15 protein-coding genes are annotated in these 15,836 nt (G+C 58.0%); 9 read left to right on the top strand and 6 right to left on the bottom strand.

Annotation, left to right across the window (positions count from 1 at the left end; all coding sequences use genetic code 11):
- Position 1: 1 nt before the first annotated feature.
- From EKL29_RS13925 to yeiP, 5 genes are all read right to left on the bottom strand, one after another.
- Entirely contained in the window at positions 2-1,582 is a 1,581-nt protein-coding gene (locus EKL29_RS13925; RefSeq protein ID WP_120453160.1) for a cyclic di-GMP phosphodiesterase, read from the bottom strand.
- A gap of 226 nt (positions 1,583-1,808) precedes the next feature.
- On the bottom strand, positions 1,809-2,378 hold the full coding sequence (gene mepS / locus EKL29_RS13920; RefSeq protein WP_120453162.1) for a bifunctional murein DD-endopeptidase/murein LD-carboxypeptidase: 570 nt from the start codon (positions 2,376-2,378) through the stop codon (positions 1,809-1,811).
- Positions 2,379-2,922: 544 nt separating this feature from the next.
- The gene (locus EKL29_RS13915; protein WP_120453164.1) at positions 2,923-3,624 is read right to left on the bottom strand and encodes a phosphatase PAP2 family protein; all 702 of its coding nucleotides are present in this window, start codon (positions 3,622-3,624) and stop codon (positions 2,923-2,925) included.
- A gap of 42 nt (positions 3,625-3,666) precedes the next feature.
- Positions 3,667-4,644, bottom strand: a complete 978-nt coding sequence (locus EKL29_RS13910) for a GTP-binding protein (protein ID WP_126689990.1) — start codon at positions 4,642-4,644, stop codon at positions 3,667-3,669.
- A 71-nt stretch (positions 4,645-4,715) separates the two neighbouring features.
- The gene (yeiP, locus tag EKL29_RS13905) at positions 4,716-5,288 is read right to left on the bottom strand and encodes an elongation factor P-like protein YeiP (protein ID WP_103794119.1); all 573 of its coding nucleotides are present in this window, start codon (positions 5,286-5,288) and stop codon (positions 4,716-4,718) included.
- Positions 5,289-5,448: 160 nt separating this feature from the next.
- Between yeiP and EKL29_RS13900 the strand changes: the two genes are divergently transcribed.
- From EKL29_RS13900 to fruA, 4 genes are all read left to right on the top strand, one after another.
- Positions 5,449-5,703, top strand: a complete 255-nt coding sequence (locus tag EKL29_RS13900; protein ID WP_120454174.1) for a YkgJ family cysteine cluster protein — start codon at positions 5,449-5,451, stop codon at positions 5,701-5,703.
- 274 nt (positions 5,704-5,977) lie between these two features.
- A complete protein-coding gene (gene fruB, locus EKL29_RS13895; protein WP_120453167.1) occupies positions 5,978-7,108 on the top strand; it encodes a fused PTS fructose transporter subunit IIA/HPr protein in 1,131 nt (376 codons plus the stop codon).
- Positions 7,105-8,043, top strand: coding sequence for a 1-phosphofructokinase (fruK, locus tag EKL29_RS13890; RefSeq protein WP_120453168.1), 939 nt, complete (start codon positions 7,105-7,107; stop codon positions 8,041-8,043). The genes fruB and fruK overlap by 4 nt, the downstream gene beginning before the upstream one ends.
- A 16-nt stretch (positions 8,044-8,059) precedes the next feature.
- Positions 8,060-9,751 carry a PTS fructose transporter subunit IIBC gene (fruA, locus tag EKL29_RS13885; RefSeq protein ID WP_126689989.1) on the top strand — a complete coding sequence of 564 codons (1,692 nt, stop codon included), beginning with the start codon at positions 8,060-8,062 and terminating at the stop codon, positions 9,749-9,751.
- Positions 9,752-9,847: 96 nt separating this feature from the next.
- Here fruA and nfo read toward each other — a convergent pair whose 3' ends face one another.
- Positions 9,848-10,693 carry a deoxyribonuclease IV gene (nfo, locus tag EKL29_RS13880; RefSeq protein ID WP_120453172.1) on the bottom strand — a complete coding sequence of 282 codons (846 nt, stop codon included), beginning with the start codon at positions 10,691-10,693 and terminating at the stop codon, positions 9,848-9,850.
- Between the two features lie 222 nt (positions 10,694-10,915).
- Here nfo and EKL29_RS13875 point away from each other — a divergent pair, with 222 nt between their 5' ends.
- The 5 genes from EKL29_RS13875 to EKL29_RS13855 all read left to right on the top strand — a co-directional run bounded on the left by EKL29_RS13875 (position 10,916) and on the right by EKL29_RS13855 (position 15,836).
- A complete protein-coding gene (locus tag EKL29_RS13875; protein ID WP_126689988.1) occupies positions 10,916-11,296 on the top strand; it encodes a YkvA family protein in 381 nt (126 codons plus the stop codon).
- A 9-nt stretch (positions 11,297-11,305) separates the two neighbouring features.
- Positions 11,306-12,172, top strand: coding sequence for a DNA-binding transcriptional regulator YeiE (gene yieE, locus EKL29_RS13870; protein WP_120453175.1), 867 nt, complete (start codon positions 11,306-11,308; stop codon positions 12,170-12,172).
- A gap of 129 nt (positions 12,173-12,301) precedes the next feature.
- A complete protein-coding gene (locus tag EKL29_RS13865; RefSeq protein ID WP_126689987.1) occupies positions 12,302-13,768 on the top strand; it encodes an amino acid permease in 1,467 nt (488 codons plus the stop codon).
- 224 nt (positions 13,769-13,992) lie between these two features.
- Entirely contained in the window at positions 13,993-15,051 is a 1,059-nt protein-coding gene (locus tag EKL29_RS13860; protein ID WP_120453178.1) for an iron ABC transporter permease, read from the top strand.
- A complete protein-coding gene (locus EKL29_RS13855) occupies positions 15,048-15,836 on the top strand; it encodes an ABC transporter ATP-binding protein (protein ID WP_126689986.1) in 789 nt (262 codons plus the stop codon). The genes EKL29_RS13860 and EKL29_RS13855 overlap by 4 nt, the downstream gene beginning before the upstream one ends.

Below are 15,836 nucleotides of genomic sequence, written 5' to 3'. Positions count from 1 at the left end.
GTTATCCTGACAGCGTCGCCAGGCTGCGACTGCGGTAATAGTCAATCAGGCGGTCCGGCTTCAGAGGGCGACTGAAAAGATAGCCCTGCATATGACAGACGCCGTGCTTCACCAGCCATGCCGCCTGCTCGCCCGTCTCCACGCCTTCCGCCACGGTTTTCAGATTCAGCTTTTTCGCCAGATGGAGCACGGCGTCCAGCACCGGGGAGTTCAGGGTCTGCGTCCCGATGCTCTGCACAAAGCCACGGTCGATCTTAAGATAATCAAAAGGGTATTTTTCAAGATAGATCAGGGCGCTGTGGCCAGTGCCGAAGTCATCTATCGCAATCTGAATATCGTTCTGATGAAGCCAGGCGAAAACCTCTCCGGCGTTTTTATCCCGCACCATGGTGCGCTCAGTCACTTCAAACACGTAGTTAAAATGGTTATCCGGCATCGCCGCTATCCAGCGCTTAACGTCCTGCTGAAAACTCTCCGACGCCAGATGCAGCGGCGAAAGATTGAGACTCATATGGGTGCCGGCGGGCACGTAAGGATTGAGCCTGTGGGCGTCCCGCGCCACCAGTTCGAACAGATGCCGCGTCAGCGGAATAATCAGGTTCAGCGACTCTGCGTAGCTGATAAACATATCCGGCGGGATCATGCCCTCGCTGGGGTGGTTCCAGCGCAGCAGCGCCTCCAGCCCGTAAGCGCGCCCGCTATGGGTGCTGATCAGCGGCTGGTACTCGACATGAAATTCGCCGCGTTTTATACCGAGCAGGATCTCTTTGCCTGGGCGCTGATTCAGCGAGAGCAGCAACCAGCAGCCGCCGCCGACCAGCAGCGACAGCAGAATGCCGCTCAGCACGATCATAAGAATATCGCGCGTCGATATCGTATCGCCATAGAGTACAAACTGCAGCGGATAACCGTCGAGCGGCAGCTGCATCAGCGGCTGCTGCGGCAGTTCGCTGTTGGGGATAACGGTCTGTCGCCAGCTGGTAAGCGCGCTGCTTTGCGCCACCAGCGCCATGCCGGAGATTTCCGAATGGTAAGAGGCCAGCAGCTGATAGGGCGTCAGGTTAAGATTAACGGTCGCGAACACGCCGGACTGCACGCTTTGCGGATTACGCAGCCAGAGCGCAAAAACGGGCTTGCCGGGCTGCAATGGCGTGCCGCTCAGCAGGCGCAGATCGCGATCCCGGCTGAGATCGGTCTGGTCTGAAATGGCATTAAGCGGCAGGGAAAACGCCCCGGTTGCCGAGGAGCAGAAGGCGTAGCCCTCGCGCACCAGTAAAATCGCACGCAGGTCGTTGGCGAAGGCAGCGCGGGAAGTCAGCTCCTGATTAATAGCATGGCAGTCGAAACGGGTTAAAGAGAGAAGGGGATTCAGGGTATTGGCGACAAGCGTATCCAGCGATTGTTGTAGATCTGCGCGGCTGTCGTGCAGCAGTTGCTGGTGCTGATGCTGCCGCTTATACCAGGTGTAAGTCAGCAGAGTCAGGGTAAAAAAAATAAAGAACAGGCTACCGAAAATCGCGCTGCTCCAGGCGATGCGGCGAGGATAGGTGGCCTGGCGCATCAGCGCCCTGGACAGTGGCATGAAGTGCTTTCCCCTTGTCTTATCTTTTATTATTGACTGTGCACGACTGCTCTCTGGCGAAGGTCATGAGAATATAACGAGATGACAGGAAATGTCTCGATATTCTTCTGATAAACAATCACTTTTTACGTTATTAATACGCCTTTATCTGGCACAGGGGCAAAAAAAAACGCTGCCGAAGCAGCGTTCTGTTTTCTCTGGCTGAGAAACGATCGAAGGTCAGGGATTAGCTGGGATTACGGCTTAATACCCGACGCCCTTCGCGGTAGCGTTTTTTCCAGTAGCTGTCGTTCAGACTGGAGATCATTACGCCGCTGCTGGTGGACGCATGGACAAAGTTATCGTTGCCCAGATAGATCCCAACGTGACGCCCCGTCGAACCGGCGTGGAACAGAACCAGATCTCCCGGACGCAGCTTGCTGCGTGAAATCTCACTGCCGGTATCCTGCTGTTCAGAGGTCGAGCGCGGCAGTTCTAAACCAAACTGATCGCGAAACGTACGTTGAACAAAAGCAGAACAGTCGATGCCGCGTTTGGTATCGCCGCCGAGGCGGTAACGCACGCCTTTCCAGTCGGCATATTGCTCCATGATGCGGGACTTAACATCCACGCTCCGCACCATCTCTTCGAACTCATCCTGAGACGCCTGAAGTAAAAAACCATTCTGGTTTTTAACGTCATGATTCTCGTTTTTTGCGTGTTGACCGGTACTGCTGCATGCCGAGAGGAGAGTTGCCAGCGCTACTGCAGGCACAATCCGCCAGATATATCTCAGTATTGGTTGAGACTTGACCATTGTTCGTATATTCCTTCGATGTCCTTACGACAGAATGTCGCCAGCCAGATGACAAAACGGATTGAGATTAATAAGCGTTGCACGCTAAGACAATTCCTTAATTACTAAAATGTGTTAACGAACACGTTTTGGTATAAAAAGAACCGCATTTTCTGCTGCCGTACCCTCAACGCATGGGAGGTTAACCGATTCCAGACGCCGTGGCGAGTGGTTTTACGTAAATTCTGATAGCTTTTTTTGATGTGAAATCAGTCTGTAACAGAGTGGTTACTTTATCGGCAATTTTAAAAAATTATCTTTAAAATAAGCGGTAAAAACAGGGCTAATTCTACGGGTAGGACGCTTTTTAAGAGCGTTGGGGCTGGACAGCCGGGGGAAAAGCGCCTTTATCAGCAGAAAACGTCATACTATTTTCTTTATATCACTATATGGTTAGCGTGCTAATAATACTGCGCTGATTTTATTAAGCGCGGAGGGATAAGAAAAAGGCTATTCTTCCATCCGCGCTTATCAGTCTATTTCGACTTGCGATACCCGAGGGTATTCAGGGCTTATATTTGCCCGGCAGTTTACGGTAGAAAAAGCTGACGATAGCGTCGCTCAGCGGCGTCAGCAGCACCCAGCTCAGTCCAGCCAGCAGTACCGAAAGCGAACCGACGGCAATATCAGTAAACCAGTGCGCACCCGCCATCACGCGCGGCAGCGCGAAAATCACCACGATAGCCGCGCCGATAAGAAAGGCGCGGAAGCCAAAATAGCGCCACATAAAACAGGCAAAAATCATCAGCATCATGCCGTGATCGCCAGGGAAGCTGTTGGCTGAGGCGTCTTTGGCCGGAATACCGGTCAGTTCGCTGACGCGATGCGCATTTTCGAAAAACAGCGTCGGGCTTTTATGCTGCACCGGCAACAGATGGCCGAGCTGATTGAGGATAACCGCGCTGAACAGCATAGTAATGCCGATCGCCAGCAGACGACGACGGCCCGGCGGCGTTTCGCGACGCCAGTAAAAGAGATAAAGCGCGCCCATCGCCAGCAGCGACACCAGATCGAACCCACGGAAGTTAGTGATCGCCACCAGCATGGCAAAGCCAGGATGATCGACCATCTGGTCGTTGAAGCTGAAAAAGATCCCTTTATCAACGCCAGCCCAGAAACCGTGGTCGGGCGGCAAATACCAGGAGAGAAACAAAACAACGCCAAGCGCGTTGAGTAGCAGAATTGTGATAAGACGAGTTGCGCGCATCGTATTCACTCAAATAAAAATTAACGGCAGAAACTAACCTGGCTAGTTTAAACGAAGCCTCAACAGCTGGGACTGCAAACGATTCCAGTCAACCGGTTGCGAATGGATCAGTTCAATACGGCTGTCGGGCGCAGCGGCAGTAAGCGTTTCGACATGTACATCGCTCTTTTGGCCATTAATGCGAAGCGAGCCGTCCGGCGTACGCAGCACGCCTTTAATGCGCTCGACCGACGCAAGACGCGCCCAGGCCAGCAGCGCTTCGCCATCGAAAAGCGTCGCACTGTCGAAGATCCAGCCGCAGGCAACGTAACCCTGGCCTTCATTTAACGCGCGGCGCCAGCGCGTTCCGCCCTCAAGGCGCAGCGCGGCGAGGCCGCTATCGCGTTTAAGGTGAGCATGATGATGTGCAGGCTGCGGCAGCGTTTGACGGTTTGTGCGCGGCAGATCGAGCAGCGCAGGATCGATCGCGCCGAAGCGGGTAGCGATAAAAGGGCGGCCGTTGAGCGTTGCGTCCTGCCACTGTTGCAGGCGCTGACGGTCATCGTCGTTCCAGCCATCGCTTTTATTGCCAATAATAATGTCGGCCGCCGCCAGCTGATCGCGGAAATTTTCATTCGCCGTTACGCGTGGGTCGGCGAGCTGACGCGCGTCAAGCAGGGTCAGCGTGGCGTTAAGCTGCAGATGCGGCTGATAAACCGGCGCGTTCAGCATCTCCAGCAGCTGGCGCGGATGACCGAGCCCGGTCGGTTCAATCAGCAGGCGATCGGGGCGGTTCTGCTTCAGCAGCATATTCAGCCCTACCTGCATTGGCAGGCCGTTGACGCAGCACATGCAGCCGCCGGGAATTTCCTTCAGCACCGCGCCGCTGTCGCGCAACAATGCGCCGTCAATGCCGATTTCGCCGAACTCATTAACCAGAACCGCCCATTTTTCCTGCTCCGGCTTGCCCGCCAGCAGATGGCGCAGCAGGGTGGTTTTACCGCTGCCGAGAAAGCCGGTAATAAGGTTTACGCGCGTCATGCTCTGCCTCCTTAAATGAGAATGGCCGCGAAGGCGGCCATAATGTTACTTTATAACATAAATCGCGGCGGTTAGTCGGCGCGACTCATATAACGGCGTTCAGCGATATGAATGCGGATGCGGTCGCCGTTACTCAGGTATTCCGGCACCTGAATGCTCAGTCCGGTACTCATGCCGGCCGGTTTGGTGCGCGCGCTGGCAGAGGCGCCTTTAATGCCCGGCGCGGTATCGACAATTTCCATATCCACGGTCTGCGGCAGTTCGAGCGCCAGCACCTGACCGTCCATCGTCAGCACCTGAATGCCCGGAATGCCGCCTTCAGGAATAAACAGCAGCTCTTCTTCGATCTGATCTTTCTTGAATGAGTAAGGCGTATAGTCCTCGTCATCCATAAAAACGTATTCGTCGCCGTCAATATAAGAGAAGGTGACGCTGCGGCGGCTGAGCTGGATGACGTCCAGAATATCGTCGCCTTTAAAACGCTCTTCTACCTTCAGGCCGGTACGAATATCAGTGAAGCGCATTTTATACAGCGTGACGGCGCCGCGCGCGCTTGGGCTCTGAATATCGATATCTTTGACCAGCAGCAGTTTGCCGTTCCAGCTTACCGCCATCCCTTTTTTGATCTCATTCGCTCTTGGCATTGCAACTCTCGCTTAAAGGAGGATTCCGATGCGCGCCACGTTACTCGCGCCGGGTTAAACAGGCAATATGGCGCCGGAAAAAATGCGCGCAATGACGCAGTCATGGCTTTCGCGCACGCGGGCTGTTATTGTCGCGGCTTCATACCCGCTGGAGCGCATCATGCAATGCCGTAGTCAGTGCGGCGCCTGCTGTACCGCGCCTTCTATCTCTTCGCCGATCCCCGGTATGCCGCATGGCAAGCCGGCGAACACGCCCTGCATCCAGCTTGATGCCGATCTGCGTTGCAAACTGTTCGGCTCCCCGCTGCGGCCCGCCGTCTGCGCCGGCTTGCAGCCGTCGCGCGATATGTGCGGCGCGACTCGCCACGATGCTATGGTCTACCTGCTGCAGCTGGAAGCGGATACCGCGCCCTGAGTCTGCTGACGGTGCTGACGGTTTCGCGCCGCGTGGTGACGTCGTTACAGCATCCCTTTCAGCTTACGCCGCCTTAATTTCGTCCGGTCCTTGTGAATTGTGCGTAACGTCAAAAATCTGCTACGCATTTTACGCATTTTCTTGCATGGCCTTGTGCGCTGTACCAGACTCCTTGAAACGTTTCAGCGTAGCAGACACGCGCCTTGCGCAACCTCGCTGCGCTTTAAACGGCCATCAGGCTGAAACGATTCAATTTCAGTAAGCGAGGAGAAATATGTTCCAGCTCGAATTGCAGGCCATCCACACCGGAGCCAGTGCACAAAATAAAGAAGAGGCTATCCGCCAGGTCGCCGCGGCGCTGACCGCGGCGGGCAACGTGGCGGAGGGCTATGTCAACGGCATGCTGGCGCGCGAGCAGCAGACCTCAACTTTCCTGGGCAACGGCATCGCCATTCCGCACGGCACCACCGATACGCGCGACCTGGTGCAGAAAACCGGCGTACAGGTGTTTCAGTTTCCGCAGGGCATCGCCTGGGGCGAAGATCAGATCGCGTATGTGGCGATCGGTATCGCCGCGAAATCTGACGAGCATCTGGCGTTGCTACGCCAGCTGACGCATGTGCTGAGCGACGACAGCATCGCCGAACAGCTGAAAACCGCCTCGGCGGAAGATCTGCGTGCGCTGCTGATGGGTGAAAAACAGCCAGCTGAATTCAGCTTCGACACCTCGCTGATTACCTTAGACGTGGCCGCAAACGATCTGATTACGCTACAGGCGCTGAATGCCGGTCGCCTGCAGGCGGCTGGCGCGGTAGACGCCAGCTTTGTTGCCGACGTCGTCGCCGCGACGCCGCTGAGCCTGGGGCAGGGCATCTGGCTGAGCGACAGCCGCCGCGGCAATCTGCGCAGCGCGGTTGCGGTCAGCCGCGCCGCCACGCCTGGTGAGCACGAAGGCGAAAAAGTGGCGCTGCTGGTGACGGTTTCCGCCGTCGACGATCGCCCGCTGGAAGTGCTGAGCTATCTCAGCACGCTGCTGCTCAACGGCAAGGCGGATCGCCTGCTGAAAGCGGACGCAGCGGGCCTCTATGCGCTGCTGACCAGCGAAGTGGACGAGCAGGCCGACGTGCTGAGCGCGGAGTTCACCATTCGTAACGAGCACGGGCTGCATGCGCGTCCCGGCACGGCGCTGGTAACCGTCATCAAACAGTTCAACAGCGATATTACCGTCACTAACCTCGACGGCAGCGGCAAACCTGCCAACGGACGTAGCCTGATGAAAGTGGTCGCACTGGGCGTGAAGAAAGGTCACCGTCTGCGTTTTACCGCCAGCGGCGACGATGCGCAGCAGGCGCTCAACGCCATTGAAGAGGCGATTAATTCCGGCCTGGGCGAGGGGGTAGCATGAGCAGACGCGTCGCAACTATTACCCTGAATCCCGCCTACGATCTGGTGGGTTTTACCCCGGAGATCGAGCGCGGCGAAGTCAACCTGGTGAAAACCACCGGGCTGCACGCGGCAGGCAAAGGCATTAACGTGGCGAAAGTGCTGAAGGATCTCGGCATCGACGTTACGGTTGGCGGCTTCCTTGGCAAAGAGAATCAGGACGGCTTTCAGCAGCTGTTCAGCGAGCTAGGGATCGCTAACCGTTTTCAGGTCGTGCCGGGCCGCACCCGCATCAACGTCAAGCTCACCGAGCAGAACAACGACGTCACCGATCTTAACTTCTCTGGTTTTGAAGTAAGCCAGCAGGACTGGGATCGCTTTACCAGCGACTCGCTCACCTGGCTGGGCCAGTTCGACATGGTGTGCGTCAGCGGCAGCCTGCCGTCGGGCGTACAGCCGGAAGCCTTTACCCGCTGGATGAGCGAGCTGCGCACCCATTGCCCCTGCATTATTTTCGACAGCAGCCGTGAAGCGCTGGTGGCGGGCCTGAAAGCCGCCCCCTGGCTGGTGAAGCCAAACCGCCGCGAGCTGGAAATCTGGGCCGGTCGCAAACTGCCGACGCTGCAGGATGTGATTGGCGCGGCGCATGAACTGCGCGAACAGGGCATCGCCCATGTGGTGATTTCTCTGGGCGCCGAGGGCGCGCTCTGGGTGAACGCCTCAGGCGAATGGATCGCCAAACCGCCGGTGTGTGAAGTAGTCAGCACCGTGGGCGCAGGCGATTCAATGGTCGGCGGGCTGATCTACGGCCTGCTGATGCGTGAATCCAGCGAGCATACGCTGCGTCTCGCGACGGCAGTGGCGGCGATGGCCGTCAGCCAGAGCAACGTCGGCGTGACCGATCGTACCCAGTTGGCCGCAATGATGGCGCGCGTCGACTTACAACCCGTTAACTGACAGCAGGAGAGCGATAATGAAAACGCTGCTGATAAAAGATCCTTCTATTGGGCTGGCCTCTGCCTATATGGCGCAACAGCGGCTGGCGGCGGCCGCCGCGCAGGCTGGCTTAACCCTGACGGAAAACCCGGCGGAAGCGGAGCTGGTGATCGTCACTGGCCGCGAGTTGCCGAACGACGCTGCGCTGAACGGCAAATCGGTCTGGCTGGGCGATGTGCAGCAGGCCGTACGCGCGCCGGAGCAGTTCCTTGCCCAGGCGAAAGCGGAAGCAAAACCCTGGCAGCCGACCGCCGTCGCTGCGGCGCCAGCCGCTGCGCAGGCAGGCGGCCAGAAACGTATCGTTGCGGTCACCGCCTGTCCGACCGGCGTGGCGCACACCTTTATGGCCGCCGAGGCTATTCAGGCTGAAGCGACCAAACGCGGCTGGTGGGTGAAAGTGGAAACCCGCGGCTCCGTTGGCGCAGGCAATGCGATTACGCCCGAAGAAGTCGCGGCGGCCGATCTGGTGATCGTCGCGGCGGATATCGAGGTCGACCTGGCGAAGTTCGCCGGTAAGCCGATGTACCGCACCTCAACCGGGCTGGCGCTGAAGAAAACCGCGCAGGAGCTGGATAAAGCCGTTGTCGAAGCCAGACCTTATAAAGCCGCTGGCGCGCAGAGCGGCGAGCCGCAGAACGAGAAAAAAGAGAAAGCAGGCGCTTACCGTCACCTGTTGACCGGCGTCTCTTATATGCTGCCGATGGTGGTGGCGGGTGGTCTGAGCATTGCGCTCTCCTTCGCCTTCGGGATTACCGCCTTTAAAGAGCCGGGCACGCTGGCAGCGGCGCTGATGCAGATCGGTGGCGGCAGCGCCTTCGCGCTGATGGTGCCGGTGCTGGCGGGCTATATCGCTTTCTCCATCGCGGATCGTCCCGGCCTGACGCCAGGTCTGATTGGCGGCATGATCGCCACCAGCATTAACGCCGGCTTCCTCGGCGGCATTATCGCCGGTTTCATTGCCGGTTACGCAGCGAAGCTGATCAGCGGCAAGGTCAAACTGCCGCAGAGTATGGAAGCGCTGAAGCCGATCCTGATTATTCCGCTGTTTGCCAGCCTGATCACCGGCCTGCTGATGATCTACGTAGTAGGCAAACCGGTCGCGGCGATCATGAGCGGCCTGACCGCATGGCTGGCGAATATGGGCACGGCGAATGCGGTACTGCTGGGCGCGATTCTGGGCGGCATGATGTGTACCGATATGGGCGGTCCGGTGAACAAAGTGGCGTACGCCTTCGGCGTCGGGCTGCTCAGTTCGCAAACCTACGCGCCGATGGCGGCGATTATGGCTGCGGGTATGGTGCCACCACTGGCGATGGGCGTAGCGACGCTGGTTGCGCGTCGTAAATTTAATAAAGGTCAGCAGGAGGGGGGTAAAGCGGCGCTGGTGTTGGGTCTCTGCTTTATCTCCGAGGGCGCGATTCCCTTCGCGGCGCGTGACCCGATGCGCGTACTGCCGTGCTGTATTGTCGGCGGCGCGATTACCGGCGCGATCTCTATGTATATCGGCGCGAAGCTGATGGCGCCGCACGGCGGGTTGTTCGTGTTGCTTATTCCTGGCGCGATTACGCCGGTGCTGGGCTACCTGGTATCGATTATCGTCGGCACTGCGGTGGCGGGACTGGGTTACGCCATTCTGAAACGTCCGGAAGAGGAGCTGGCGAAAGCCTGAACCCCGGCGTAACAGAAAAGGGAGAAGGGAGCCAGATGGCTCCCTTCTTTTTTATCGCCTCAACATTACCCGCTGCTTTGTAGCAGCAGCGCGTCTTTAACTTTTCTGCTCTGACTTCAGCCAGGCGATCTCATCCTTCCAGATATCCGGATTAATGGTTTCCAGAATCAGCGGGATGCCATCGAAGCGCGCATCCTTCATCAGCCAGCTAAAGACCGTTTTGCCGATATTGCCTTCGCCCAGGCTGTGATGGCGATCGACGCGGCTGCCAAAGGCACTTTTGGCGTCGTTAAGGTGCATGCCGCGCAGATACTGCAGGCCGACGATGCGCTCAAAGGCGGCGAAGGTCTCTTCGCACGCCGCTTCGGTACGCAGATCGTAGCCGCCGGCAAAGGCGTGGCAGGTATCGATACAGACGCCGACGCGGGATTTATCCTCGACGTGCTCGATAATCGTCGCCAGATGTTCGAAGCGGAAGCCGAGATTGCTGCCCTGACCGGCTGTGTTTTCAATTACCGCCACAACCTGCGACGTCTTATCCAGCGCAATATTCACCGACTCGGCGATGCGCTTCAGGCAGGCTTCTTCCTCGATCTGATTCAGATGGCTGCCGGGATGGAAGTTAAGCAGGGTCAGGCCCAGCTGCTCAGCGCGCTGCATCTCATCAATAAAGGCTGCCCGCGATTTTTCCAGCGCGTCCATAACCGGATGGCCGAGGTTAATCAGAAAACTGTCGTGCGGCAGGATCTGCTGCGGGCCAAAATTATATTTTTCGCACGCGGCTTTAAACGCGTCGATAGTGGCGGCAGAGAGCGGGGCCGCCTTCCACTGTCGCTGATTCTTGGTAAACAGAGCAAACGCGGTGGCTTCCAGTTCATGGGCACGAATCACTGCCTGATCTACGCCGCCAGCAGCGCTGACGTGTGCGCCGATATATTTCATGCCGCTTCTCCTGAAAAGGCTGACTAAAAGAAGCCCGCATCATACCCGATGCGCCTGATGCAAGAAATGCTGCGCCAGCAGATTGAACCTTGCTGGCGGCAATTGCGGCATTCAGGGCATCGCACAGTCTTTATATGTTATGGGAACCACGCGGCGCGCTGGCTTAAAAGTGAAATTGCTAATATATTTGCAATCAACCAGATAAACCGATAAGGCCGAAAGATGTTATTTGCCCGTTTGCGCCGCTGGGCCGCCCTGATCAAAAAAGATGTGCTGACGCTGTGGTTCGCCTGCCGCGATCCGCGTACGCCGTGGTGGTTTAAGCTGCTGGCGTTTGGGCTGGTGGCCTATGCGCTCAGCCCCATCGATCTTATTCCCGACTTTATCCCGATCGTCGGTCTGCTGGACGATGCGATTATTATTCCGCTGGGCGTGCTGATCCTGCTGCGCCTGCTGCCGCGCGACGTGCGTATCAGCAGCGCGGAGCGTGCCGAAGTGCAGCGCGCGCGCGGCAAAAAGGTCGTCAGCGGCTTTGGCCTGTTTTTAATGGTGCTGATCTGGCTGGCGGTGCTGTTTTACCTGGTGCATCGCTACGCCATGTGAGGAGAAACCATGCATATCACGCTGCGTCAGATAGAAGTGTTTACCGAGGTGCTGAAAAGCGGCTCGACGACCCAGGCCTCGCAGGTGCTGGCGCTCTCGCAGTCTGCGGTGAGCGCGGCGCTGGCGGACCTGGAGGGCCAGCTTGGCGTTCAGCTGTTCGATCGCGTCGGCAAGCGGCTGGTGCTGAACGAACACGGTCGTCTGCTCTATCCGCGCGCCATCGGCCTGCTGGAGCAGGCGAGTGAAATCGAACAGCTGTTTAAAGAGGACAACGGCGCAATCCGTATTTACGCCAGCAGCACCATCGGCAATTACCTGCTGCCGGGCATGATAGCCGCTTTTCGTCGCGACTTTCCCGGCCTGCCGCTGGAGCTGAGCGTCGGCAACAGCCAGGACGTCATTAACGCGGTGGCCGATTTCCGCGTCGATGTCGGCCTGATTGAAGGGCCGTGTCATATGACCGAACTGGTGAGCGATCCCTGGCTGGAGGATGAGCTGGTGGTGTTCGCCGCGCCCGATGCGGAGATTCTGCGCCAGCCGGTCACGCTGGAGAGCCTCGGCAACGCGCCCTGGATCCTGCGCGAACGCGGGTCCGGCACGCGCGAAATCGTCGACTATCTGCTGCTCTCGCATCTGCCAGCTTTTCAGCTGGGCATGGAGTTGGGCAACTCAGAGGCGATCAAGCATGCGGTGCGGCACAATATGGGCATCAGCTGTCTGTCGCGTCGCGTTATTGCCGATCTGCTGGAGGCGGGAACGTTAGTGGAGCTGTCGCTTCCGCTGCCGCGCCTGACGCGCACGCTGTACCGTATTCACCATCGTCAGAAGCATCTTTCCAGGGCGCTTAACCGCTTTCTCTCTTACTGCCGCGAATAGCTGCAAGAGGTTTTTGCTTATAATTCAGCGGCGATCATGAAGGTAACTAATAACACGGCCTCAATGCTATACAGGGCAGGGTGAATTGCTACAATCGCGCCTCATTTTTAGCGAGCCTAGTGTTTACACATGCATAACGACACAAATACAACACAACAACCTGCGTTACGACGCGAGTTAAAGGCGCGTCACCTGACGATGATCGCCATCGGCGGTTCGATCGGCACCGGCCTTTTTGTGGCCTCCGGCGCCACTATCTCTCAGGCGGGCCCCGGCGGCGCGCTGCTTTCCTACGCGCTGATTGGCCTGATGGTCTACTTTCTGATGACCAGCCTCGGCGAGCTGGCGGCTTTTATGCCGGTTTCCGGCTCTTTCGCCACCTACGGTTCAAAATATGTTGAAGAAGGCTTTGGTTTCGCCCTGGGCTGGAACTACTGGTACAACTGGGCGGTCACCATCGCCGTGGATCTCGTCGCCTCGCAGCTGGTAATGAACTACTGGTTCCCTGATACGCCGGGCTGGATCTGGAGCGCGATGTTCCTCTGCCTGATGTTCCTGCTTAACTTCATCTCCGTGAAAGGCTTCGGCGAAGCGGAATACTGGTTCTCACTGATTAAGGTCGTCACCGTCATTATCTTTATCGTCGTCGGCGTACTGATGATCCTTGGCATTCTGCGCGGCGGCGCACATGCCGGCTGGCATAACTGGCAGGTCGGCGACGCGCCGTTCGCGGGCGGGTTCGCCGCGATGATCGGCGTGGCGATGATTGTCGGCTTCTCTTTCCAGGGCACTGAGCTTATCGGCATCGCGGCGGGCGAGTCGGAAGATCCGGCGAAAAACATTCCGCGCGCGGTGCGTCAGGTTTTCTGGCGTATTCTGCTGTTCTATATCTTCGCTATCCTGATTATCAGCCTGATCCTGCCTTATACCGATCCGCAGCTGCTGCATAACGATGTAACCGATATCAGCGTCAGTCCTTTTACCCTGGTGTTCCAGAATGCGGGCCTGCTGTCGGCGGCGGCGGTGATGAACGCGGTAATCCTGACGTCGGTGCTGTCAGCGGGCAACTCCGGCATGTACGCCTCAACGCGCATGCTCTATAACCTGGCGAGCGAAGGCAAAGCACCGCGCATTTTCGCGCAGCTGTCGAAAGGCGGCGTGCCGCGTAACGCGCTGCTGGCGACCACCGTCGTGGCGGGTCTCTGCTTCCTGACCTCGAAGTTCGGCAACCAGGAAGTCTATCTGTGGCTGCTGAATACCTCCGGTATGACCGGCTTTATCGCCTGGCTGGGCATTGCCATCAGCCACTATCGCTTCCGTCGCGGCTATATCGCGCAGGGCCACAACCTTGACGATTTGCCGTACCGTTCAGGCTTTTTCCCGGTCGGTCCGATTTTTGCCTTCGTGCTCTGTCTGATCATCACGCTGGGCCAGAACTATCAGGCTTTCCTTAACGACAAAATCGACTGGTACGGCGTCGCCGCCACCTATATCGGACTGCCGCTGTTTTTGATTATCTGGTTCGGCTACAGGCTGACGCGAGGCACCCGTTTCGTGAAGTACAGCGACATGGAATTCCCGATCCACAAAGAGTAAAGCTCACTGCACAGGTGACGAGGCCCGAAGAGCAAAGCGTCCGACCACAGAAAAGTGGGTCGCCTTTGCGCTCGGGCCTTGTCATTTGCGTAAGCACAGGAAGCGCGGCGGGTCCGCGCTTTTTGCGTTAAGGTGCCCTTTTGTTTAGGTTGAAGAATTGATAATTATTATCATCTGCTCTATTGTGGCAGCGTTTTCGACCGAACCTTTAGAACAGGCTTTTTATGACGGACTCAACTCTGCCCGCGCAGGGCGCTATGGGCCGCTATCATCAGGTATTGCGCCGCCGCATGCTGATGATCGCCGTACTGGTGCTGGCCATTATTGCCTCGCTGGTGCTGGATTTTACGCTTGGCCCGGCTGGACTCTCGCTGCCGACGCTGTGGCAATCTCTGCTTCACCCCACAACCGTCGATGCCGGTACGCGCGTGATCGTCTGGGATATCCGTTTGCCCTATGCGCTGATGGCGGTGGTGGTGGGATTTTGTCTTGGGCTGGCGGGCGCCGAGATGCAGACCATCCTTAATAACCCGCTGGCCAGCCCCTTTACCCTTGGCGTCTCCTCGGCGGCGGCTTTTGGCGCAGCGCTGGCGATTATTCTCGGTATCGGCATTCCTGGCGTGCCGGATCAGTGGCTGATTTCCGCCAACGCCTTTGTTTTTGCTCTGTTCGCCGCGCTGATGCTCGACGGTGTGACGCGCTGGACGCGGGTCTCTACCTCAGGCGTGGTGCTGTTCGGCATTGCGCTGGTGTTTACCTTTAACGCGCTGGTGTCGATGATGCAGTTTATCGCCAGCGAAGATACCCTGCAGGGCCTGGTGTTCTGGACCATGGGCAGCCTCGCACGCGCCTCCTGGGAGAAGCTGGGCGTGCTGAGTGCCGCTTTTGCGCTGCTGCTGCCGTTCTCGCTGCTCAGCAGCTGGAAGCTGACCGCGCTGCGCCTCGGCGAAGACCGCGCGGTCAGTTTCGGCATCGACGTCCGCCGTCTGCGCCTCGCGACGCTGCTGCGCATCAGTATTCTTTCCGCGCTGGCGGTCGCCTTTGTCGGGCCGATCGGCTTTATCGGGCTGGTGGCGCCGCATATCGCCCGCATGATTTTCGGCGAAGATCATCGCTACTACCTGCCCGCCAGCGCCCTGACCGGCGCGCTGGTACTCTCAATGGCGTCGGTGGCGTCGAAAAACCTGATCCCTGGCGTGATTATTCCTGTCGGCATCGTCACCTCACTGGTTGGCGTACCTTTCTTCCTGAGCATTATTCTGCGCCACCGGGGGAATGTATGAACCAGGGACTGACGTTAAAACACTTCACGACGGGCTACCCGAAACGCAAAGTCATTGAGGATCTCAGCGTGCCGCTGCTGCCGCGCGGCAAAATCACCGTGCTGCTGGGGCCGAACGGCTGCGGTAAATCGACGCTGCTGCGTGCGCTGGCCGGGCTGAACAAAGGGCAGGGCGAACTCTGGCTGAACGGCGAGGAGCTGATGAAGCAACCTTTTGCCCGCCGCGCCCGGCGCGTGGTCTATCTGCCGCAGTCGCTGCCTGCGGGCGTGCATCTGCATGTGCTGGAGTCGATCATTGTGGCGCAGCGCGCGTCTGGCGGGCTGCACAACGCCGCCAGCGAGGCGGAAGTGATGTATCTGCTGGAACAGCTTGGCATTTCACATCTGGCGATGCGCTATCTCGATCAGCTTTCGGGCGGCCAGAAACAGCTGGTGGGCCTGGCGCAGTCGCTGATCCGTCGCCCGGAACTGCTGCTGCTGGATGAGCCGCTGAGCGCGCTGGATCTTAACTATCAGTTCCATGTGATGGATCTGGTACGGCGCGAAACCGCCCAGCGCAATATCGTCACCGTTGTGGTGGTGCATGACATTAATATCGCCTTACGCCATGCGCACCATGCACTGATGCTGAAAGAGGGCGCGTTGATAGCGGACGGCGCGCCGGATCGGGTGATTACGCCGGAAACGCTGGCGCAGGTCTATGGCGTGAAAGGACGTATTGAGCGCTGCTCGCAGGGGATGCCGCAGGTAATGATCGACGGGCTGGCAGATTCAGCGCTGGTTTAA

Origin of the sequence: Pantoea sp. YU22 (assembly GCF_003970755.1) — a bacterium.
Lineage (GTDB): Bacteria > Pseudomonadota > Gammaproteobacteria > Enterobacterales > Enterobacteriaceae > Pantoea > Pantoea piersonii.
Note: the sequence above shows the minus strand (reverse complement) of the source record. Positions and strands in the feature narration are given on the sequence as shown.